Origin of the sequence: Erythrobacter tepidarius (assembly GCF_002155695.1) — a bacterium.
GTDB lineage: Bacteria > Pseudomonadota > Alphaproteobacteria > Sphingomonadales > Sphingomonadaceae > Erythrobacter > Erythrobacter tepidarius.
In genome coordinates this window covers 17,578-39,171 of record NZ_MUYJ01000001.1, presented here as the reverse complement: position 1 = coordinate 39,171, position 21,594 = coordinate 17,578, and the positions used below count along the sequence as shown (strand labels likewise).

The 21,594-nt window shown below is 66.7% G+C and carries 23 protein-coding genes; 10 read left to right on the top strand and 13 right to left on the bottom strand.

The window, feature by feature from the left end:
• Position 1 precedes the first annotated feature (1 nt).
• From BZF61_RS00205 to BZF61_RS00195, 3 genes are read left to right on the top strand one after another with little or no spacing between them, the layout of a single operon-like run.
• Complete coding sequence (locus BZF61_RS00205; RefSeq protein ID WP_086616627.1) at positions 2–1,750, top strand: ABC transporter transmembrane domain-containing protein; 1,749 nt, start codon at positions 2–4, stop codon at positions 1,748–1,750.
• A complete protein-coding gene (locus tag BZF61_RS00200; protein ID WP_211276682.1) occupies positions 1,747–2,784 on the top strand; it encodes an HlyD family secretion protein in 1,038 nt (345 codons plus the stop codon). Before BZF61_RS00205 ends, BZF61_RS00200 begins: the two co-directional genes overlap by 4 nt.
• Positions 2,785–2,837: 53 nt before the next feature.
• Positions 2,838–4,280, top strand: coding sequence for a TolC family protein (locus BZF61_RS00195; protein WP_245804432.1), 1,443 nt, complete (start codon positions 2,838–2,840; stop codon positions 4,278–4,280).
• Here BZF61_RS00195 and BZF61_RS00190 read toward each other — a convergent pair.
• The 9 genes from BZF61_RS00190 to rpsU form a co-directional block, all read right to left on the bottom strand.
• Positions 4,258–5,190: a hypothetical protein gene (locus tag BZF61_RS00190; protein ID WP_086616625.1), complete on the bottom strand. Its 933-nt coding sequence runs from the start codon at positions 5,188–5,190 to the stop codon at positions 4,258–4,260. The two genes, BZF61_RS00195 and BZF61_RS00190, sit on opposite strands and share 23 nt — an antisense overlap.
• On the bottom strand, positions 5,187–5,783 hold the full coding sequence (locus BZF61_RS00185) for a hypothetical protein (protein ID WP_086616624.1): 597 nt from the start codon (positions 5,781–5,783) through the stop codon (positions 5,187–5,189). The genes BZF61_RS00190 and BZF61_RS00185 overlap by 4 nt, the downstream gene beginning before the upstream one ends.
• A 74-nt stretch (positions 5,784–5,857) precedes the next feature.
• The gene (locus BZF61_RS00180; RefSeq protein WP_086616623.1) at positions 5,858–6,325 is read right to left on the bottom strand and encodes a tRNA (cytidine(34)-2'-O)-methyltransferase; all 468 of its coding nucleotides are present in this window, start codon (positions 6,323–6,325) and stop codon (positions 5,858–5,860) included.
• A gap of 27 nt (positions 6,326–6,352) precedes the next feature.
• On the bottom strand, positions 6,353–7,849 hold the full coding sequence (gene gatB / locus BZF61_RS00175; RefSeq protein ID WP_086616622.1) for an Asp-tRNA(Asn)/Glu-tRNA(Gln) amidotransferase subunit GatB: 1,497 nt from the start codon (positions 7,847–7,849) through the stop codon (positions 6,353–6,355).
• Positions 7,846–8,004 (bottom strand): glutamyl-tRNA amidotransferase, encoded by a 159-nt coding sequence (locus tag BZF61_RS00170; protein WP_245804431.1) that lies wholly within the window; start codon positions 8,002–8,004, stop codon positions 7,846–7,848. Before BZF61_RS00170 ends, gatB begins: the two co-directional genes overlap by 4 nt.
• Complete coding sequence (gene gatA / locus BZF61_RS00165) at positions 8,001–9,494, bottom strand: Asp-tRNA(Asn)/Glu-tRNA(Gln) amidotransferase subunit GatA (RefSeq protein ID WP_086616620.1); 1,494 nt, start codon at positions 9,492–9,494, stop codon at positions 8,001–8,003. Before gatA ends, BZF61_RS00170 begins: the two co-directional genes overlap by 4 nt.
• 123 nt (positions 9,495–9,617) lie before the next feature.
• Positions 9,618–9,920 (bottom strand): Asp-tRNA(Asn)/Glu-tRNA(Gln) amidotransferase subunit GatC, encoded by a 303-nt coding sequence (gatC, locus tag BZF61_RS00160; RefSeq protein WP_086616619.1) that lies wholly within the window; start codon positions 9,918–9,920, stop codon positions 9,618–9,620.
• Positions 9,921–9,931: 11 nt separating this feature from the next.
• Positions 9,932–10,528, bottom strand: a complete 597-nt coding sequence (locus BZF61_RS00155; RefSeq protein ID WP_086616618.1) for an FKBP-type peptidyl-prolyl cis-trans isomerase — start codon at positions 10,526–10,528, stop codon at positions 9,932–9,934.
• A gap of 135 nt (positions 10,529–10,663) precedes the next feature.
• Positions 10,664–10,870, bottom strand: a complete 207-nt coding sequence (rpsU, locus tag BZF61_RS00150; protein WP_086616617.1) for a 30S ribosomal protein S21 — start codon at positions 10,868–10,870, stop codon at positions 10,664–10,666.
• Between the two features lie 227 nt (positions 10,871–11,097).
• Here rpsU and crcB point away from each other — a divergent pair, with 227 nt between their 5' ends.
• Genes crcB through BZF61_RS00120 form a run of 6 tightly spaced genes read left to right on the top strand, consistent with a single transcriptional unit; the run spans position 11,098 to position 14,902 of the window.
• Entirely contained in the window at positions 11,098–11,508 is a 411-nt protein-coding gene (crcB, locus tag BZF61_RS00145; protein ID WP_086616616.1) for a fluoride efflux transporter CrcB, read from the top strand.
• Positions 11,505–12,707, top strand: coding sequence for an RluA family pseudouridine synthase (locus tag BZF61_RS00140; protein ID WP_086616893.1), 1,203 nt, complete (start codon positions 11,505–11,507; stop codon positions 12,705–12,707). Before crcB ends, BZF61_RS00140 begins: the two co-directional genes overlap by 4 nt.
• The gene (locus BZF61_RS00135; RefSeq protein WP_086616615.1) at positions 12,707–13,306 is read left to right on the top strand and encodes an FMN-binding negative transcriptional regulator; all 600 of its coding nucleotides are present in this window, start codon (positions 12,707–12,709) and stop codon (positions 13,304–13,306) included. The genes BZF61_RS00140 and BZF61_RS00135 overlap by 1 nt, the downstream gene beginning before the upstream one ends.
• A complete protein-coding gene (locus BZF61_RS00130; RefSeq protein WP_086616614.1) occupies positions 13,303–13,965 on the top strand; it encodes an HAD-IA family hydrolase in 663 nt (220 codons plus the stop codon). Before BZF61_RS00135 ends, BZF61_RS00130 begins: the two co-directional genes overlap by 4 nt.
• Positions 13,962–14,201, top strand: a complete 240-nt coding sequence (locus tag BZF61_RS00125) for a hypothetical protein (protein WP_086616613.1) — start codon at positions 13,962–13,964, stop codon at positions 14,199–14,201. The genes BZF61_RS00130 and BZF61_RS00125 overlap by 4 nt, the downstream gene beginning before the upstream one ends.
• Entirely contained in the window at positions 14,201–14,902 is a 702-nt protein-coding gene (locus tag BZF61_RS00120; RefSeq protein WP_086616892.1) for an ATP12 family chaperone protein, read from the top strand. Before BZF61_RS00125 ends, BZF61_RS00120 begins: the two co-directional genes overlap by 1 nt.
• 105 nt (positions 14,903–15,007) lie before the next feature.
• On the opposite strand, the gene BZF61_RS00115 is transcribed toward BZF61_RS00120, so the two are convergent.
• Genes BZF61_RS00115 through BZF61_RS00100 form a run of 4 tightly spaced genes read right to left on the bottom strand, consistent with a single transcriptional unit; the run spans position 15,008 to position 18,547 of the window.
• A complete protein-coding gene (locus tag BZF61_RS00115; protein ID WP_086616612.1) occupies positions 15,008–15,613 on the bottom strand; it encodes an ABC-type transport auxiliary lipoprotein family protein in 606 nt (201 codons plus the stop codon).
• A gap of 11 nt (positions 15,614–15,624) precedes the next feature.
• Entirely contained in the window at positions 15,625–16,572 is a 948-nt protein-coding gene (locus BZF61_RS00110) for an MlaD family protein (RefSeq protein WP_086616611.1), read from the bottom strand.
• A 51-nt stretch (positions 16,573–16,623) separates the two neighbouring features.
• The gene (locus tag BZF61_RS00105; RefSeq protein ID WP_086616610.1) at positions 16,624–17,430 is read right to left on the bottom strand and encodes an ABC transporter ATP-binding protein; all 807 of its coding nucleotides are present in this window, start codon (positions 17,428–17,430) and stop codon (positions 16,624–16,626) included.
• A gap of 4 nt (positions 17,431–17,434) precedes the next feature.
• Entirely contained in the window at positions 17,435–18,547 is a 1,113-nt protein-coding gene (locus BZF61_RS00100; protein WP_086616609.1) for an ABC transporter permease, read from the bottom strand.
• Between the two features lie 108 nt (positions 18,548–18,655).
• Between BZF61_RS00100 and BZF61_RS00095 the strand changes: the two genes are divergently transcribed.
• Positions 18,656–21,574 (top strand): valine--tRNA ligase, encoded by a 2,919-nt coding sequence (locus BZF61_RS00095; protein ID WP_143736844.1) that lies wholly within the window; start codon positions 18,656–18,658, stop codon positions 21,572–21,574.
• Positions 21,575–21,594 lie beyond the last annotated feature (20 nt).

Below are 21,594 nucleotides of genomic sequence, written 5' to 3'. Positions count from 1 at the left end.
CATGGCGGTTGAAAGCCCCTCTTACGGCTCGCAGATATCGCTAACGCGGTTCTTCCGCATCTTTGCCGAAATCCTCCGGCCCGAAACCAGCTTCTACTGGCTCGCCGTGGTCTATGGCCTGGGGATCAGCCTGCTGACGCTGGCCACGCCGATTTCGGTGCAGATGCTGATCAACACCGTCGCCAACACGGCCATGCCCGCGCCGCTGGCGATGCTGTCGGTGACGCTGTTCGTGCTGCTGGCGTTTTCCTCGCTGCTCTATGCGCTGCGCATCCACCTGATGGAGCTGTTCGCGCGGCGCTTTTACGCGCGCATGGTGAGCGAGATCTCGCTGATTGCGATCTACGCCCAGAACCCGTTCTTCACCGACACCACCCGCGGCGCGCTGTTCAATCGCTATTTCGACGTGATGGTGATCATGTCGCGGATGCCGATCCTGTTCATCGATGGCTTCTCGATCCTGCTCAGCATCGCCGTCGGTTTCGTGCTGGTGTCACTTTATCACCCGCTTTTCCTGATCTTCACGCTGGTGATTATCGCGCTGATCTGGGTGGTGTGGCTGATGTGGGGCAGCCGCGCGATCCGCGCCGCGATCGACGTCAGCCATGCCAAGCACGGCACCGCCGTCTGGCTCGAGCAGATCGGCGAGTCCAACGGCTTCTTCAAGTCGCAGCAGCGGGTCGATTACGCCATCGAGCAGACCGACAAGGCGACCCACGCCTATCTCAATGCGCGGCGGCGCTATTTCCGCCAGCATTTCTCGCAGACGCTGTCGTTCCTGCTGATGTATGTCACCGCCAGCGCCGTGCTGCTGGGCCTCGGCGGCTGGCTGGTGATCCAGTTCGAACTGACGCTCGGCCAGCTGGTCGCGGCCGAGCTGGTGCTGTCGGCGGCCTTCTTCGGGGTGGCGCAGCTGGGCACCTATCTCCAGTATTTCTACGAGATGTGCGCCGCGGGCGAGGAAGTGTCGCTGTTCTTCGACATCGAGCAGGAAAAGCCGCGCGGTGCCGATCCGCTCTCCGGCAAGGATCACGCGCTCGTGTTCCGGCAGGTGCGCGGACGGGCCCGCTACGAGACCGCCGAGCTTGACTTCACCATCCCCAGCGGGGCGGTGGTGATGGCCTCGACCAGCCAGCACGGGCTCCAGCGCCTGTTCACCAATGTGCTCAAGCTCTACGAGCTGCCCGCCACCGGCTATGTCACGATGGGCGGCACGGACATCAAGGACATCGAGGCCCACCATCTGCGCATGGCGATCTATGTGCTCGACCGGCCAAGCTTCGTGCCGATGACCATCCGCCAATATCTCAGCCTGTCCTGCCCGACGGGTGAAAGCTGGCGGATGCTCGATGCGCTCAAGGCGGTGGGCCTTGACGCCGTGCTACCGGGGCTGGAACAGGGGCTCGACACCCGGATCGCGGCGACTGGCTATCCGCTTTCGACGATCGAGCTGCTCAAGCTCAAGCTGGCCAGCGCGATCCTCGCCCGCCCGCGGGTGCTGGTGCTGACGCGGCTGTTTGATCTGATCGAGGCCGAGGATCTCGCCCGCGCGCTCGCCGCGCTGCGCGCACCGGCCTATACCACGGTGATCTATTTCTCCAACCGCGATGCCGCGCTCGGCTGCGACCGCTTCCTGCACATCGAAGCCCACCAGCAGCGCTGGTTCGACAGCTTTGCCGCCTTCTCCGAGGCGCGGCGGCAGCGGCGCAACATCGCGGCCGACCTGGGCGAGAACGGAGACCAGGCATGAGCGCGCCGCAACAACGGCAGGCCCACCGCTTCACGGCGCTGGAATCGATCACGATCCCGCGGGTGATGCGCACGGTGTTCTACATGCTGCTGATCGCCTTCCTTTCGATTCTCGCATTCCTGATCTACGCCCCTTGGGTGCAGACCGCGACCGGGCGCGGCGCGGTGACCACGCTCAACCCCGGCGAGCGCAATCAGGGCATTACCGCGCTGGTGCCCGGCCGGATCGAAGAATGGTATGTGCGCGACGGGAGCCGGGTGAAGAAGGGCGATCCGATCGTGCGGATTGCCGATCTCGATCCGCAGCTGGTTGAACGCCTGCAGGCCGAACGCGGCCAGATCAAGGCCCAGCTTGTAGCCGCTCAGGCCGCGCTCGCCACCGCGCAGCTCGACGAGCGGCGGATGCGCGAGCTCTATGAGGCCGGCCTTGCCGCCCGACGCGACTACGAGGCGGCGCAGATCCGCGTTGCCGAACGGCAGGGGCAGGTCGCCGCGGCGCAGGCCGCGCTCAACCGCGCCGATGTCGCCCTGGCGCGCCAGTCCTCGCAGATCCTGCGCGCCCCGCGCGACGGCTTCATCCAGAGCCTCAACGCCGGCGATGCCTCGACCCTGGTCAGCGCCGGCGACGTGCTGGCGACCTTCGTGCCGGTAAGCTCGGAACGGGTGGTGGAAATCTTCATCGACGGGCGCGACGTGGCGCTGGTCAAGCCGGGCGACAAGGCGCGGGTGATGTTCGAAGGCTGGCCGGCGGTGCAGTTCTCGGGCTGGCCTTCGGTCGCGGTCGGGACCTTCGGCGGGATCGTCATTGCGGTCGACCAGTCGGCCCAACCCGACGGGCGCTTCCGCGTGCTGATCCGCGAAGACAAGCGCGAAAAGCACCCATGGCCGGAAGAACGCTTCGTGCGCTTCGGGGCCAAGGCGCAAGCCTGGGTGCTGCTGGAAACCGTGCCGGTGGGCTACGAGATCTGGCGTCAGCTCAACAGCTTCCCGCCGGTGCTGCCGCCCGGCGAAACCACGCCTGCCGCGACCAAGTGACGATGGCGCGCGGACTTGCCCTTCCCTCTCGTGCGGGGCTGGCGTGCGGTGCGGTGCTGTTGGCGCTCGCCATCCCGGCTGCGCCTGCGCTGGCGCAGGACATCGCACCGGTCGGCGATCCGCTGGAGGTGGCGCTGACCACTGGCCCGCTGCTGCCAGAGGAAGTGCTGCGCTCCTCGGCGCTGACCTTCCCCGCAATCCTCGAGGCCTTCGAGCGCGAGGCTGCCGCGCGTTCGGACCAGCTTTCGGCCGACGGGGCCTTCGATCTCATGCTCAAGGGCGAATATTACGATCGCCTGACCGGCTTCTATTCGGGCGGCTTTGGCAAGATCGAGGCGCGCCAGCCCTTGCGTCCCTACGGGGCCGAGGTGTTCGCCAGCTACAGGCTGTCCGACGGCACCTTTCCGACCTATGAGAACGAATTCAACACCAACGGCCTGGGCGAAATCAAGGTCGGCGCGCTGTTCTCGCTGCTGCGCAATCGCGACATCGACAGCCGGCGCTTCGCAATCGAAGATACGCGCCTCGCCGCCAGTCAGGCGCGGCTCGATGTGATGCTGGTGCAGCTCAACGTCCAGCTCGAGGCGCTGCGTGCCTATTGGCGCTGGGTTGCGGCGGGCGAGGAAGTCCGCGTCTATGAGGAATTGCTCGAAATCGCCGAGGCACGGCAGGTGGGGCTTGCGCGCGAGGTGCGCGAAGGCGCGCGACCGGCCATCGCGCTGACCGAGAACGAACGCAACCTGCTGAGCCGCCGCACGCTGCTGGAACAGGCGCGCCGCGATCTGGACATCGCGGCGAACAGCCTGTCCTTCTATCTGCGCGGCAGCGACGGGCGGCTGATCGTCCCGACCCGCGAAATGCTGCCCGATATGGCGCGGATGAAGGCCATCGCCCCGGCCGAACAGCTCGCCGCGACCCCCGTCAGCGCGGTGATCATGAAGCGGCCCGAACTCCAGACCTTCCGCCTCGCGATCGAGCGGGCCAACAACCGCATCGCGCTGCGCCGCAACGATCTCGCCCCCTCGCTCACCGCCAGCGTCGAAGTGTCGCGCGATTTCGGCCCGATCGGGCCGGGGGACGCCAGTTTCGATTCCACCGACACGGTGGTCGGACTGACCTTCACTGTCCCGCTTCAGCGGCGCGAGGCGCGCGGGCGCTTGCAGCGGGCCGAAGCCGAACTGCGCGAGACCGAGCTGCGCCAGCGCCGCATCGCCGACCAGATCGCCACCGAAGTCGGCAATATCCTCGTCACGCTCGACGCGGCGGGCAAGCTCACCGAACTCGCCCGCGCCGAGGTGCAACAGGCCAACCGGATGGTCGAGGCCGAGCGCACCCGCTTCCGTCTCGGCGCGGCCGACTTCTTCCTCGTCAACCTGCGCGAGGAGGATGCCGCCAACGCCCGCATCCGCGCGATCCGCGCCGAGCGCGACGGGCGATTGGCCGAGGCAAGCTACAACGCGGCGACAATGAACCTTACTGCGCTGGGGCTGGAATAGGCGCGGGCTCAGCCTGTTCCGCCGCATCGGCTTGCGCCCTGGCTTTCGCCTCGGCCAGACCGATCAGATCGATCGGCACATCGCGGTCATAGGCCAGCACCCCCGGCACCGGCGGCATCCGCCCGACCAGCGCGGAGAGGACATTGTTGCGCTTGCCCGCCGCACGCAGCTCGGCCTGAGCATGCGGATAGTTCGCGAGGCTTTCCGGCACGCTCCAGTCGGTCGGCTTGGCCGGACGGTCGGGCAGCAGCATGCGCTCGATGGTCGATTGCTCCAGCGCCGCGCGGTCGGCCCAGCCCAGGCTGAGGAAATCGCCGAGCGAGGTGATCTGCCCCGCCTTGGCCTCGAACCTCACCGAGCCCATGCAATAGCACTGCCCGAAGGTCTGGGTGCCGGGCAGATAGAGGATCGGGCCGAACCAGGTATATTCGCCCGGCTCCACCTCGATCAGATAGCTGAAGCTCTTGTCCGGCCCCTCGATCTTGTCGAACACGAATTGCGGGCCGAAGGGAACGATCATGCGCAGGTCAATCGGCGCAATCGCGAAGGTCGCCTCGGTCGGTTCGACCGGCTTCTCGCCGCGCGCGCGCCCGGCCTGCCGGGCGACTTCCCAGTTCTTGAGACGGCCGGGATATTTGCGGACCTCTTCCGCGAATTCCTCGCGCCACTCGGCCTCGTAATTGGCGATTTCCTCTGCGCTCGGGGTCTTGAGGAACACGCCGTTGGTGCGGTTCTGCGGGCTGCGCAGGAAGATATAGGCCTTGGCCGGATCGATCCGGGCCTTGCCCGATACGAGGTTCTTGAGCTCGATCGCGCGATATTCGGCGGTATCAGGCTTGATCTTCCCGGCCGCAGCCGGCGCGGCAAACAACGCAAGCACGAGCGCGGCAAGGGTCAGGATGGGCTTCATGGTTCGAGCACCTCGTATTGCGGTTTCGGGCCGGAGGCGACGCGCGCCTGCTGCATCAGCGCGGCCTCGCGGTCCCGGGCATTTTCGCGACTCAGGCCTTCCTCGAAATGGAACGCCTGCCACAGGCCCTTTTCCAGCCCGTAGCGATCATAGCCCTTGTAGAACATGCAGTTGCGCAGGTTGATGCGCTTGATCCGGCGGCGTTCAGCGCTGCCGAAGATGGCATCGGCCATCAGCCCGCCGAGCGCGCCGCCGATCCCTCCGGCAAGCACGCCGTAATTGGCCATCGCCCCGGCCATCGCCCCGCCATCGGCGCCCATGTAGAAATTGATCCCGCTCGCAAGCGAATCGCATTCGGTGATGTCGGCATAGGCCTGATCGAAGCCGGTTTCGGGGCGGTGGAAGAAGAAATACTTGTCGAAATCCGCCGCGACCGCCGGATCGGGGGTATAGGCGAGATCGGGCATGGCCACCGCCTCTATCTCGGCGGCGGTGAAGGTTTTCATCGGTGGTTCGGTCTTGATCGCCTGCGCCTGCACGGCGGCAGGCAGGCTTGCCAGCATGGCGAGCGCGGCAGTGTGCAGCAATTTCATGGAATGCGCCCCTTTCTCCCAGCCTGGGGAGTGGCAGAAGGCCTCGCCGCCCGCAAGCCGGATTGTGCAGCGCCTCAGATTTTTCCGCGCAGCGCCTGATAGGCCGCCGCCGACACCGTGTTGGCAAGGTTGAGCGAACGGATCACCTGCGAGCGCATCGGCAGCTTGAACAGCCGGTCAGCGTGACGCGCGATGATAGCAGGCGGGATGCCCTTCGTCTCCTGCCCGAAGACGAGGAAGGCGTCCTCGGGATAGTCCGGCTCGTAAAAGCTCTTCGCGCCGAATTCCTCGAACAGGAACAGCTGTTCGGGCCGGGGCGAGCGGGCCGCGAGAAAGGCGTCCCAGCTCGCATATTCGGCGAGCCGCACGTGCGGCCAGTAATCAAGGCCCGAGCGCTTCACCCGCTTGTCGCTGATCTCGAAGCCGAGCGGGTGGATCAGGATCAGCTCCATGTCGAGCGCCACACAGGTGCGCCCCACCGCCCCGGTGTTGCCGGGGATTTCGGGCTGGATGAGGACGATGGCAAGGTTGGGGGCGGTCATCGGACAAGGCCCATCAGGCCGTGCCGGTCAGCCCAGCTTGCCCTTCAGGAGCTGGTTCACCAGCTGCGGGTTGGCCTTGCCCTGCATCGCCTTCATCACCTGGCCAACGAAGAAGCCGAACAGCGCTTCCTTGCCGGCGCGGTATTGTTCGACCTTGTCGGCATTGGCGGCGATCACCGAATCGACCGCGGCTTCGATCGCGCCCGTATCGGAGACCTGCTTCAATCCCTCGGTCTCGGCGATTTCCGCAGGATCACGCCCAGTCTTCAGCACGATCTCGAAGATTTCCTTGGCCTGGCCGCCGCTGATCTCGCCCTTGTCCTGCATGGCAAGGATCGCGGCCTGGGCGGCGGCGGTGGCGTTGGCCGGATCGCCTTCGTCACCCAGCGCCTTCATCACCCCCGGCGCGACCGAGAGCGACCAGTTGGCGACCTGCGTGGCGACGGCGGGTTCGTCCTTGCCGATGGCCTTGGCGGTTTCGGCCAGTAGGGTTTCGAAGCGGGCGAAGGTCTCCACCTCGGCGGTCAGCTCGCGGGCGTTGTAGGGGCTAAGGCCCAGCACCTCGATGTAGCGCTTGCGCTTGGCGTCCGGAAGTTCGGGAAGCGAGGCACGGCATTCGGCGAGGAAGTCCTCGTCCAGCACCAGCGGCAGCAGATCGGGATCGGGGAAGTAGCGATAATCATGCGCGTCTTCCTTGCTACGCATCGTGCGCGTGGTGCCGGTGCCCGGGTCGAACAACCGCGTCTCCTGTTCCACCGTGCCGCCGCTTTCCAGCACATCGACCTGGCGCATCGCCTCGTGCTCGATCGCCTGCATGACGAAACGCACCGAATTGACGTTCTTGGTTTCGGTGCGGGTGCCGAAAGGCTCATCCGGACGGCGCACGCTGACATTCACGTCGGCGCGCATCGAGCCTTCTTCCATGTTGCCATCGCACGAGCCGACGTAGCGCAGGATCGCCCTGAGCTTCCTGAGATAGGCCCCGGCCTCGGCAGGCGAGCGCATGTCGGGCTTGGAGACGATCTCCATCAGCGCCACGCCCGCGCGGTTCAGATCGACATAGGACATGGTCGGGTGCTGATCGTGCATCAGCTTGCCGGCGTCCTGTTCCACGTGAATGCGCTCGATGCCGATGATCTTGTCTTCCGCAATCCCCGCCTTCTCGTCCGCCTCGATCAGCAGGCTGCCTTCGCCCACCAGCGGGTGATAGAGCTGGCTGATCTGGTAGCCCTGCGGCAAATCGGCGTAGAAGTAGTTCTTGCGATCAAAACGCGACCAGGTATTGATCTGCGCCGCGATCGCCATGCCGGTGCGCACCGCCTGACGAATGCACTCGCGGTTCGGCACGGGCAGCATCCCCGGCATCGCGGCATCGATCAGGGAGACTTGGCTGTTCGGCTCCGCGCCGAACGCGGTCGCCGCGCCCGAGAACAGCTTGGAGTTCGAGGTCACCTGCGCATGGACCTCAAGGCCGATCACGACCTCCCATTCGCCGGTTGCGCCCTGGATGCGGTAGTTGCTCATTTGCTTTCCTCGTCCTCGATCACCTTGCCATCCGGCCCGAAGCGCAGCTCGCCGTGATCGACGTTCTTGCGAACCCAATTCGCCACCATGAAGGTCACCGGCACCGCCAGCATGATGCCGATCCCGGCGATCGTCAGCGGCAGGTCGACAGTCACCACCACTTCTCCGGTCTGGCGGTGAAGCCGGCGCGCTGCTCGATCGCCAGCCCTGCGTTGAGTACGCCCTGCTCGTCGAAGGGACGGCCCACGATTTGCAGGCCGAGCGGCAGGCCATCGGGGTTGAGCGTGGCGGGCACGCTCATCGCAGGCAGGCCGGCGAGGCTGGCAGGCACGGCAAAAACATCGTTGAGATACATCGTCAGCGGATCGTCGGTCATCGAGCCCAAGGGGAAGCTCGCGGTCGGCGTGGTCGGCGCGAGGATCACGTCGCACTCGGCGAAGGCGCGCTCGAAATCGCGGGCAACCAGCGCGCGCACCTTCTGCGCCTGGGTGTAATAGGCGTCGTAGAAGCCCGCCGAGAGCACATAGGTGCCGATCAGGATGCGGCGCTTGACCTCGTCCCCGAAGCCGGCGGCGCGGGTGGCGGCATACATGTCCTGCAGGCCCGAGCCATCGGGCAGCTCACGCAACCCGTAACGCACCCCGTCATAGCGCGCGAGGTTGGATGAGGCTTCGGCAGGCGCCACGATGTAATAGGCGGGCAGCGCATATTTGGTGTGCGGCAGCGAGACGTCGACGATCTCGGCGCCCGCGTCCTTGAGCCACGCCTTGCCCTGCTCCCATGAATCGAGGATCGCCTGATCGGTGCCCTCCATCCGGTATTCGCGCGGGATGCCGACCTTCTTGCCGCGCAGGTCGCTGTTCAGCGCGGCTTCCCAGTCGGGCACGGGCATGTCGAGGCTGGTCGCGTCCTTGGGATCGAACCCCGCCATCGCGCCGAGCATGATCGCGCAATCTTCCACGCTGCGCGCCATCGGCCCGGCCTGGTCGAGGCTCGAGGCAAAAGCGACGATGCCCCAGCGGGAGCAGCGGCCATAGGTCGGCTTGATCCCGCAGATGCCGGTGAAGGCCGCAGGCTGGCGGATCGAGCCGCCGGTGTCGGTGCCCGTCGCGGCCGGAGCGATGCGCGCGGCGACCGCGGCCGACGAGCCGCCCGAAGAACCGCCGGGCGACATGGCGGCATTGCTGCCCGCCTTCCGCCACGGCGAGGTGACATTGCCGAAATAGGATGTCTCGTTCGACGATCCCATCGCGAACTGATCGAGATTGAGCTTGCCCAGCATCCCCGCGCCCGCGTCCCACAGCTTGCTGCTGACGGTGCTTTCGTAGCGCGGCAGGAAGCCTTCGAGGATGTGGCTCGCGGCGGTGGTCTGGATGCCATAGGTGGCGAACAGATCTTTCATCCCGATCGGCACACCCGCCATGCTGCCCAGTTCCTTGCCCGCCGCGCGATCGGCATCGACCTTGTCGGCCGCGGCGAGCGCGTGATCGGGGGTGGTGACGATGAAGGCGTTCAATGCGGCGGCTTCGGCCACGGCGGCGTTGAAGGCCTCGGCCACTTCGCGCGCGGTGAAGTCGCCCCTCGCCACGCCGTCGCGGATCTCCTTTACGCCCAAAGACGTCAGGTCTGCGGTCAGATCAGTCATTTCATCTCCCCTCCCGCCTGCGTGAGGCGCCGGAGCAGGCCTGTCCACGCGCGGGGGTCTTGCTGTTCGTGCCCACCCTTAGCCCCTCGCGCGCGGGAGGGGGACAGGCGGGCAAAGGCACATTCACTCGATCACCTTGGGCACGCCGAAGAAGCCGTGCTCGGCGGCGGGCGCATTGGCGAGCACATCGGCCTGCTTGCCGCCTCCGGTGAGCGGATCGGCATCGACCACATCCTCGCGCAGGCGCAAGGTGCCCGGAATCACCGCCGCCATCGGGGCGATCCCGGCAACGTCGACCTCGCCGAGTTGCTCGACCCAGCGCAGGATGCCGTTCAGTTCCGGCACCATGCGTTCGAGCGCTGCGTCATCCATGCGGATGCGGGCGAGGCTGGCGATCTTGGCGACCGTGGCCTTGTCAACCGACATGGCGAAACTCCCTACTGCACCGGAGCGGGAGCCGGCGCACCCTGCGGGGCGCGGCCCGGATCACCTGCTCCGCCGTTGTCCATCTGGCTCTGCATGGTCTGCTGGAGGATCTTGAGGTTGCGGTCAAAGGTCGCCTTGCTCATGATATCGATCACCTCGATCTCGAACTCGAGATCGGCGTTGGGCGGGATCGGCGCACCCGGAGGCGGCTCGGCGCCATAGGCCTTGTCGGCCGGGATGAAGAGATTGTACTTGCCGCCCTTCTGCATCTGCTTGAGGCCTTCGAAGAAGCCGGGGATCGCCGCGCCTTCCTCGATCGGGAAGGGTGTGCCCTTGGGGAAGAGGCCCTCGATCGGCAAGGGAATCGGGCGGGATTCATCGAACACCGTGCCGTCAGCAAGCTTGCCCTTGTAATTCAGCCACACGACCTCGCCTTCCTTGGGCCGCGGACCTGTGCCTTCGACCAGCACGTCGAGATCGATCCCGCGCGGCACGGCCGCCCAGGCAAGGCCGGCGCCCACGGCGATGGCAAGAATAATGCCGATCCACAGCTTCGTCAGCGAACCCTTGGCAACAGGCTGGATCGGAACGCGGGTAATCTCGGTCATGTGATTGTCCTGACTGACGCGGCCTCGATGCCGCCAAAGACAGCAAAAGGGCGCGGGGATGAGCCGCGCCCTGATGGCCTATCACAAAGGGTGTTTCAAGCGGTTCCGGCAGCCGAAACGCGCCTGGGGAGGGGATTACTTGCTCCCGTCGCGCTCCATCCGCTTGCGCTCCATCTTGCGGGCGCGGCGCACGGCGGCGGCCTTTTCGCGGGCGCGCTTTTCCGAGGGCTTTTCGTAGTGGCGACGCAGCTTCATCTCGCGATAAACGCCTTCGCGCTGCAGCTTCTTCTTGAGCGCGCGCAGGGCCTGATCGACATTGTTATCGCGAACGATGATTTGCATAAACGACGACTACCTCATGTCCAAAACGCGCAGAGCCCCGCTTGCGAATCAGCACGGGGATGCGCGGTCAAGTTCCAATGAAAGAGGGGCGATTCCCGCGGGGGAGCCGCCCTCCAAACCGCGCTCCGATAGTCCAACAGCGCCGCAAAGGCAAGTCGTCAGCGCAATCCGGCCAATCTGCGGCCCTGCTAGGCAGATGGCATCCGCCGCGCTAAGAACCCCGGGCAATGACCTCTCCCGTTCTTTCTCCGATCGCCGCATCGGCCCTCGTGGCTGGGGGCGGCGCGCTGGGCGCGCTGGCACGCTATCAGGCCGGCCGTGTGCTGACGCACGCCCTGACGCTGCGCGTGGTCGATGCCTTTCCTTGGCCGACGCTGGTGATCAACCTTGCCGGATCGCTGGCGATGGGGCTGCTGGTCGGCTGGTTCGCACGGCACGGCGCCCATGAATATCTGCGCTTGCTGCTAGGGGTCGGGGTGCTTGGCGGATTTACCACCTTCAGTGCCTTCAGCCTCGAAATGATGCTGCTGGTGGAGCGGGGCCATGCCGGACTGGCAGCGGGCTATGCCGCGCTGTCGGTGGTGGCCGGGCTGGCGGCGCTGTGGCTGGGGCTGGCGGTGATGCGGGGCGCGGCATGACGCTTCAGCCTGCGCGGAGCGACCGGGACGAGGTCCGCCAGTTCACCGTCTCCGAGGATGACGAGGGCATCCGGCTTGACCGCTGGTTCAAGCGCAATCTGCCGCAGATCGGCTTTGCCACGGTTTCGCGCTGGGCGCGAACCGGGCAGATCCGGGTGGATGGCAAGCGGGTGAAGCCGGAAGACCGGCTTGCCGCAGGGCAGGTTTTGCGCGTGCCGCCGGGCGGGGATGAAGCGGCGCGCGAAGCGGCGCGGCCGCGCGCCCGCCCGCTCAGCCCCGAACAGATCGCCGAGGCGCGCGCCATGGTGATCCGCGAGACGGCGAGCGCGATCGTGCTCAACAAGCCGCCGGGCCTTGCCACCCAGGGCGGGAGCAAGACCTCCCGGCATGTCGACGGGCTGCTCGACGCCTTCGTCGAGGGCAATGCGCCCCGCCCGCGCCTGGTCCACCGGCTCGACAAGGACACCTCGGGCGTGCTGCTGGTCGCCCGCACCCCCGGCGCGGCGGCGAGCTTCTCCAAACGCTTCGCCAGCCGCTCGGCGCGCAAGGTGTACTGGGCGCTGGTGGTGGGCGTGCCGGAGTTGGCCGAAGGGGTGATCGATGCGCCGCTTGCCAAGCAGCCGGGCACCGGCGGCGAGAAGATGCATATCGACGAGGAAAACGGCGCACCGGCCAAGACCCGTTACCGGGTGGTCGATCGCGCCGGACAGCGCGCCGCGTGGGTCGAGCTTGAACCGCTCACCGGTCGCACCCACCAGCTGCGCGTGCACATGGCAGCCATCGGCCACCCGATCGTGGGGGATGGCAAATATGGCGGTCCGCAGGCCTTTCTCACCGGTGCAGTCAGCCGCAAGATGCATCTCCACGCCCGCCGGCTCATCATCAGCGAGCCGAAGGCGGGCGAAGGAACCGGGGGCAAGCTCGATGTCACCGCCGAACTGCCGCCGCATTTCGCGATGAGCATGGAAGTGCTCGGCTTCGATCCGGCGCTGTCGGATGCCGCGCCCTTGCGCGAGGAGGTGCCGGAAAAGACCCCGCAGGAAAAGAAACAGGCGGCCCGCCGCCATTTCAAGCAGGCAAGGAAGCAAACCCGCAGCCCCCGCCGCGCGCGCGGCGTAGCAAAGCCCCAGCCCCAGCCCAAGCCCAAGCCCAAGTCCAAGAGGCCCACGAAGGGCCCGGCCAGGAACAAGCGCCGCTGATGCATCCCAATCCGCTCTTCCGCACCGACGACCGTGCACTGATGGAATCGCTGATCGACGCAATCGGCTTTGGCATGGTCTTCGCTGCCACGCCCGACGGGCCGCGGGTGGCGCACACCCCGCTGCTGTCGACCGGCGATGGTGCCGTGCAGTTCCACCTCGCGCGCGGCAATGCCCTGTCGCGGCATCTCGACGGGGCGACCGCACTGGTCGTGATCAATGGCCCGGACGCCTATATTAGCCCGCGCTGGTATGCCAATCGCGACACCGTGCCGACGTGGGACTACGTCGCGCTGGAGCTCGAGGGCCGGGTGCGCCGCATGGCGGATGAGGGGCTGGAAGCCTTCCTTCACGCCGCGATCCTCAAGCACGAAGCGCGGCTTGGCGGAGAGCCGTGGGTGGCCGAGGAAACCTCCGAAAAGACATGGTCCGGCCTGTTCCGCGGCATCGCCGGCTTCGAGCTCGAGGTGCAGGCCTGGCGTCCCACCCTCAAGCTTTCGCAGAAGCGGACGCCCGAAGATCGCGTCATGATCGCCGAGGGGCTGGAGCAGGCGGGCCACGCCGCGCTCGCCCACCTGATCCGGAGCCTTTGCGCGTGACCCGTCTTGCCGTGTTCGATTGCGACGGGACGCTGGTCGACGGGCAAGCGGCCGTGTGCTGGGCGATGGAGCGCGCCTTCACCCGCGCTGGCCTTGCGGCACCCGATCCGCAGATGGTGCGGCGGATGGTCGGCCTCAGCCTGCCGGTCGCGATCCGCCACCTCGCGCCCGATCTCGGCGAGGAACAGAATCGCGCCGTCACCGAATTCTACAAATCGAGCTTCCGCGCACGGCGTGAGGAGGGCCTGGTCGACGAGCCGCTCTATGACGGCATCGCCGAACTGCTCGCCGCCCTGCACGATGCGGGCTGGAGTCTCGCGGTCGCCACCGGCAAGTCGGATCGCGGGCTGGCCGCCTGCCTCGCGGCGCACGGCATCGCCGATTTGTTCGTCTCGCTCCAGACCGCCGATCGCCACCCGTCCAAACCCCACCCGGCAATGCTCGAAGCGGCGCTGTTCGAAGCGGGCGCGGCGCCGCATCAGGCGGTGATGATCGGCGACACCAGTTTCGACATGCTGATGGCCCGCAACGCCGGGGTGCGCGGGCTTGGCGTCGCATGGGGCTATCACGCCCCGGCAGAACTCATGGCGAGCGGCGCGCTGCGCGTTGCGGAAACCGTCACCGCCCTATCGCAGGCGCTTGAGGAGACACTCGCATGAACCCTTCGCAGCGCGCGACCGCCGATGCCCAGGCCCGTCAACGGCTGCTTGTCCTGACCGCGCTGCGCTTCAGCGGGATCGCGCTGGTGATGGTCGGATTTGCCATCGTGCGCGGGCTGATCGCGCTGCCCTGGGCGGTGGGCGCGCTGCTCGCGGTTGCGGGGATCCTCGAATTCTTCTTCCTGCCCCGCTTCATCGCCCGCCGCTGGACTGCCGGAGGCAGGCAGCGCCGATGATCCGCCGCTTCTACAAGGACGTGTCGCTCGGGCAGCAGCCCGGTGGGTTTCAGGTGCTGCTCGACGGCCGCGGGGTAAAGACCGTCGCCGGGGCAGCCCAGGTGGTGCCGACGCGCGCGCTCGCCGAGGCGCTCGCGGCGGAGTGGCGAGATCAGGGCGAAAAGATAGACCCTGCCAGCCTGCCGCTGCGCGACATGGCCGATTACGCGATCGACATCGTCGTGGCCGAGCGCGCAGGCGTGGTGCGCGGCCTTCTCGCCTATGCCGAGACCGACACGCTGTGCTACCGCGCCGATCCCGATGAGCCGCTCCACGCACGCCAGCAAGAGGTGTGGGAGCCGCTGCTCGCCCGCTTCGAGGCCGCGCTCGGCATCCAGCTGGTGCGGGTCAGCGGCATCGTCCATCGCCCTCAGCCGGCCGAGTCGCTGGCCAAGCTTGAAGCCAGGCTCTGCGCGCTCGATCCCTTCGCGCTGGCAGGGGTGGAGGCGATGACCAAGCTCGCCACCTCGCTCGTCACCGCGCTCGCCGCGCTCGATGCCGTCCACGAGCAGGAGCCGCTGGCGCTGTGGCGCGCGGCGTGTCTCGAAGAGGAATGGCAGGCCGAACTCTGGGGCCGCGATGCGGAAGCAGAGCAACGCCGCGCACGGCGCGAGGCCGACTTCCTGCGCGCCTGCGCCTTTGCCCGGCTGGCGCGTTCCTGAGGGTCAGACCTCCCGCCCGCCTCCCCACCCGGCCACCACGCGATAGGGCGATGCTTGCTGGCCGGGAATGCTGCCGGGCGGGAGATCTGCAACGCTATCAAGCGCTCAATTGACGGCCCACTCCGCCGCTTCGCCCGCCACCGTGTTCGCCACGCGGTTGAGCGCCGCGCCGACGCTGCGGGCCTGCGCGGGAACGCCGCTCTCGCGTGCCTCGAAGCGGCGGGTGGTGGCATTGCCCTGGCTGTCGACCCGGATCGCGTCATAGCGCACCACCACCGACCGGGAGGGGGCATCATAGCCCATGTCGATCAGCGTGCCGCGCAGCGTCGTGGTGGCAAGCGCGACCGTCTCGTCCCCGTCGAGCACCAGCGCCGCCCCGCCGCTCTTGGCGCGCAGCGTCTCGCCCAGCAACTGGCGGAACAGGCGCGCAGGCTTTTCCACCCAGAAGGCTTGCTTGAGATAGGCCAGTTCGGTGTCGGTCACTTGCACCGGCACGCGCAGCACATCGAGCTTGGCGGGCGTGTCGAGCGCGAGCACCGCGATCACCTTGCGGTCGGGCGCGGCGGTGGCGCCGCTGCCGGCGGGCGCGTGCGCGATGGGGCTCAAGGTCAGCAGGCTTTCGGGCGGCGGACCGCCAAGGCTGATGCAGCCCGCCAGCGCCAGCGCCATGAGCGCCGGCAGGGCAGAACGCGGGACGGGTTTGGCAATCATGGCCCTATCCTTCACGGCTTGTAATCCGGCAGCGATTTGCCGCCCACCAGCGCGCCCGCGCCTTCGCTTTCGAGCTTTTCGGTGAGCGACCGCAAGCTCCGGCTGGTAGCGCGCAGATCCTGCAAGGTCGCCTCGGCATTGGGCAACGTGCTTTCGCGCAGCTGCCGGGCCGCGGGACGGGTGTCCTCCAGCGTCGCCGCCAGCGAGGCCGCCGCCGCATTGGCCGAGCGCAGCGTCGCGCGCAGTTCGGCGACGAGCGGCTTGCCATCCTGCGTCACCAGCCCCTCGGTGGTCTGCGCCAGCTTCTCGTAGGCATCGAGCGTCTGGTTGAATTCGTCGAGCGTGGTCTGGAATTGCTCGAGATTGGCGGTCAGCGCCGGAGTCGCATCGGCCAGGCCGCCGGTCAGGCGGTTGGTGTTCTTGAGAATGCCGGAGATTTCCGCCTGATTCTCCGGCCCGAGGATGGTGTTCAGATGTTCGGTCAGCGTCGCCAGCCGTTCGAGCAGCAGCGGCGCGTTGGCGACGATCTCGCCAAAGCCGCCGCGCCCCGGCGGGATGACCGGGCGGCCTTCGGGGCAGGCGGTGGTCTCGCAGGTGATCGGAGGCGCACCCTTGCGCGCGCCGTTGAGCAGGATCGCCGAAACCCCGGTAAAGCTCGCCTCGATCGTGGCTTCGGTGCCGACCAGGATTGGCACGTCGTCATTCACCTTGATCCGCACGCGCACGAATTCGGGATTGCCCTTGGCCAGCGCGATCTCGCTTACCTGCCCCACCGGCACCCCGGCAAAACTCACCTGGCTGCCATTGGCGAGGCCCGAAACCGACCGGGCATAGAAAATATCATACTCGTTCTGCTCGCCCTGCCCCAGCCGCGCGATCCAGACGATAAAGGCCGCCAGCGCCGCCAGCAGCACCAGCGTCACCGCACCGACCCAGAGATGGTTCGCTCTTGTTTCCATGCGTCTGTCCCTATGCAGCCCGGCGGGCGGCAATGTCCAACATTCTCTGGCTCATTTCTCGCCCCGCATGTGCGCGGCGTGCGCCGCGCGGCCACGCGGGCCGTTGAAATATTCCTCGATCCACGGGTGCCCGGTGGCGATCAGTTCGGGGATCGTGCCGACCGCGATGATGCGCTTTTCCGCGATCACTGCGACGCGGTCGCAGATCTCATAGAGCGTATCGAGATCATGGGTGATGAGGAACACGGTGAGGCCGAGCGTCTCCTTGAGATCGCGGGTCAGCCGGTCGAAATTGGCCGCGCCGATCGGATCAAGGCCCGCAGTCGGCTCGTCGAGGAACAGCAGCTCCGGATCGAGCGCCAGCGCCCGCGCCAGCCCCGCGCGCTTCTTCATCCCGCCTGACAGCTCGGACGGATATTTCGCCACCGCGCTTTCGGGCAGGCCGGTGAGCAGCACCTTGTAGCGCGCGATCTCGGCCCGCAGTTCGGGGCTGAGATCGGGGTAGTACTTGCGCAGCGCCACCTCGACATTCTCGCCCACCGTCAGGGTCGAGAACAGCGCCCCGCCCTGGAACAGCACGCCCCAGCGCCGCCGCACGCCGATCCCGCTGTCGAGATCGACCCCGGTTATGGTGCGGCCAAGCACATCGATCCGCCCTGCGGCCGGGCGCTGGAGGCCAATGATCGAGCGCATCAGCACCGATTTGCCGCTGCCCGAGCCGCCCACCACCCCGAGGATTTCGCCGCGGCGCACGGTCAGATCGAGATCCTCGTGCACCACGAAACTGCCGAAGCGGTTGGCTAGCCCCTCGATCACGATCACGGGCGGTTCGTCGGGGGAATGGATATGCCCTGTCATCGCCTCACGCCCACCCGATTTCGGTGAAGAACACCGCGAAGAAGGCATCGAGCACGATCACCGCGAAGATCGCCGAGACCACCGCCATCGTGGTGCGGCGGCCCACCTCCTCGGAGTTTCCGCGCACCTGCAATCCGTTATAGCAGCCCGCCAGCGCGACGATCAGGCCGAACACCGGCGCCTTGATCAGGCCGACCCATAGATCATAGGTCGGCACCACTTCCTGAATGCGCGCGAGGAAGGTCCAGAAGGGGATGCCCAGCGCCACGTCGCCCACCACCGCCCCGCCGACCATCGCCACCACCGAAGAATAGAAGCCGAGCAGCACCATCATGAAGGTCGCCGCGAGGATGCGCGGGATCACCAGCACCTCGATCGGCGAGATGCCGATGGTGCGCATCGCGTCGATCTCCTCGGTCAGCTTCATCGTGCCCAGTTGCGCGGCAAAGGCGCTGCCCGATCGGCCGGCAACCATGATCGCGGTCATCAGCACACCCAGTTCGCGCAGCGTGATGCGGCCGACGAGGTTGACCGTCAGCGCCTCGGCCCCGAACTGTTCGAGCTGCACCGAGCCTTGCTGGGCGATGACGATGCCGATCAAAAAGCTCATCAGCCCGATGATCGGCAGGGCGGAGACGCCAACCAGCTCCATCTGGTGCACCAGCGCCTTGAGCGGAAATCGCAAGGGATGGCGCAAGAGGCTGGCGGCCCCGAGCAGGATTTGCCCGAAGAAGCCGACCACGCCGGCGATGCCCGAGCGCGCGGCGAACACCTGTTTGCCCACCGCCACCGGCACGCGTTCCCACACGGGACGGATTTCGGGGCCGATGTCGCTGCTCGGATCAAACCCCCGCACCGCGGCCAGCAGCCGCTCGGCTGCCGGCTTCGCGCCGGTGATGTCGCACTGGTGCTGGCGCGCGATGCGGCAGACCATCCATGCGCCGACCGTATCGATGTCCTCGACCGCGGCGAGATCGATCACGGCCAGCGGGCCGGGAATGGCGCCCAGCGCGCGCTCGAACGGGCCGATCACCGCCAACACGAGCTGGCCCGATAGCACCAGTCGGGTCCCGCCCGCGCCGTCCTCCACCAGCGAATATTGCGCGGCTTCCTCCATCGCCTTGCAGCTATGGGGGGATTTTCCTCTCCCGACAAGGCTCTCCCCGCCCCGGCTGTGTGTCGGTCATTGCACCGCAGCATGGCCTCTGGCATGGCGCGCGGCATTATGAGCGACACTTTGCCCACCACTTTCGACCCTGCCGAAATCGAGGCTCGCTGGTATCAGCATTGGGAAGCGAACGGCCTGTTCCGGCCCGAGCGTCCCGAGGCGGAGGCCTTCACCATCGTCAACCCGCCGCCCAATGTCACGGGCAGCCTCCACATCGGCCACGCGCTCGACAACACCTTGCAGGATGTGGTGATCCGCTATGAACGCCTGCGCGGCAAGGACGCGCTCTGGGTGGTGGGCACCGACCACGCCGGGATCGCCACCCAGATGGTGGTCGAACGCCAGCTGGAAGCGCGCCAGGACAAGCGCACCAACTACAGCCGCGAAGACTTCATCGCCAAGGTGTGGGAGTGGAAGGAAGAAAGCGGCGGCACCATCACCCGCCAGCTGCGGCGGCTGGGCTGTTCGATGGACTGGTCCAGAGAGCAGTTCACCATGGACGAGCACTTCACCAAGGCGGTGATCAAGACCTTCGTCGATCTTTACAACGACGGCCTCATCTACCGCGACAAGCGGCTGGTGAACTGGGACCCGAAGCTCAAGACCGCGATTTCCGACCTCGAAGTCGAAACCCACACCATCGCGGGCAGCTTCTGGCACTTCAAATATCCGCTCGCGGACGGGGCGAGGCTGCCCGATGGCCGCGACTATCTGGAGGTCGCCACCACCCGCCCCGAGACGATGCTGGCCGACATGGCGGTGGCGGTGAACCCGGCGGACGAGCGCTACCAGAGCGTCATCGGCAAGCACGTCATCCTGCCTATCACCGGCCGCCGCATCCCGGTGATCGCCGACGCGCACGCCGATCCCGAGCTTGGGAGCGGCTGTGTCAAGATCACGCCGGGGCACGATTTCAACGACTTCGAAGTCGGCAAGCGGGCGGGAATCGCGCCTGCGGACATGCTCAACATGTTCGATGCCGAAGCCAATGTGTGCCAGACGGCGGACGGGCTGGTGCCGGAGGAATTCCTCGGCCTGCATCGCTTCCGCCGCGACGGGGTGGACGGTGCGCGCGAGCTGGTGGTCAAGCGGATGAAGGAGCTTGGCCTCCTCATCCCGCACGTGACCAGGGACAAGGACGGCAACGAAGTCGAGCACGACGCCGAACCGCGCCAGATCGCCACCCCCTTCGGCGACCGCGGCGGCGTGGTGATCGAGCCTTGGCTGACCGACCAGTGGTATGTGAACGCGGCGGAACTGGCCAAGAAGCCGATCGCAGCCGTGCGTTCCGGCGACATCCAGATCATCCCCAAGACCTGGGAAAAAACCTTCTTCAACTGGATGGAGAACATCCAGCCATGGTGCGTCAGCCGCCAGCTGTGGTGGGGGCACCGGATTCCGGCGTGGTTTGGGCCGGCCCTCTATCGCGACCCGTCCGGCGGTTGGGTTCCAACCTTCGGAATGCCTGAAAGCGGTGGCTTGCAATCCGAGGCACTCGCGGATCGCGAGACAACTTTTGTCTGTGAGACAGAGGAAGAAGCGATTCAAAAAGCGCAGGACGCATACCGCGACTATCTCGGTGATCGCGAAGTCATTTTATTTGATAGCCGTGACGAAATGTTCGCTGCCCAATTAGACGGCGAACTCGATCTGAAGCGACATATTCCTCTTTGGCGCGCCCAAGACGTGCTCGACACGTGGTTCTCCTCCGCCTTGTGGCCCTTCGCCACGCTCGGCTGGCCGGACGACGACGCGCCCCTCCTGCAAAAACACTTCCCCAACTCGCTCCTCATCTCCGGCTTCGACATCCTGTTCTTCTGGGATGCGCGGATGATGATGATGGGGTTCTATCATCTGGGCCAGAAGCCCTGGGACAAGCTCTATCTCCACGGCCTCGTGCGCGCGGCGGATGGCGCGAAGATGTCGAAGTCCAAGGGCAATGTCGTCGATCCGCTCGGCCTGATCGACCGGTATGGGGCCGACGCGCTCAGGTTCTTCATGGCGGCGATGGAAAGCCAGGGCCGCGACATCAAGATGGATGAAAAGCGGGTCGAAGGCTATCGCAACTTCGCCACCAAGCTGTGGAACGCGGCGCGCTTCTGCCAGTCGAACGGGATCGGTGCCTCGAACACGATCAAGGCTCCCCCTGCGCGCCTCGCCGCCAACCAGTGGATCATCGGCGAGGTCGCTGCCTGCGTCACCGAGATCGAGAAGGCGATGGCCGATCTGCGCTTCGATGCGGCGGCCAATGCGATCTACCAGTTCACTTGGAGCAAGTTCTGCGACTGGTATCTCGAACTCATCAAGCCGGTCTTCGCAGGAGACGCCGACAGCCCGCCGGCGCAAGAAACCCGTAGCGTTGCCGGCTGGGCGCTCGACCAGATCCTCGTCATGCTCCACCCCTTCATGCCCTTCATTACCGAGGAGCTGTGGCACAAGCTGGGCGCGCGCGAATACGATCTGATCGTCGCCCAGTGGCCCAGGCCGCAAGCCGAGGTCAGCAAGGAAGCCACCGACGCGATCGACTGGGTGATCGACCTCACCACCAACACCCGCTCGGCCAGGGCCGAACTCGGCATCGCGCCAGGGGCCAAGCTGGCGGCCTGGCTGCCACGCCCGTCGGACGTGGCGGCGCGCACCATCGCGCGTTCCAGCGCCGCGATCGAGCGTCTTGCCCGCCTTGCACCGGTGACCATCGGCGAGGCCCCCGCCGGCCCGGCGATGCAGGTGATCGCCGGCGAGGACGTGTTCGTGATCCCGCTCGAGGGAATCATCGACATCGCCGCGGAAAAGGCGCGGCTCGAAAAGGCGCTGGCGACTTCGCAAAAGGAAGCCAAGAGCCTCGAAGCCCGCCTTGCCAACCCCGCCTTTGTCGAAAAGGCCAGGCCCGAAGCGATCGAGAAGGCCCGCGCCGATCTTGCCCACCACACCGGCGAGATCGCGCGCCTCACGGCAGCACTGGCGCGGCTGGGGTAGTCGCCCCGCCGCGCCGCCTG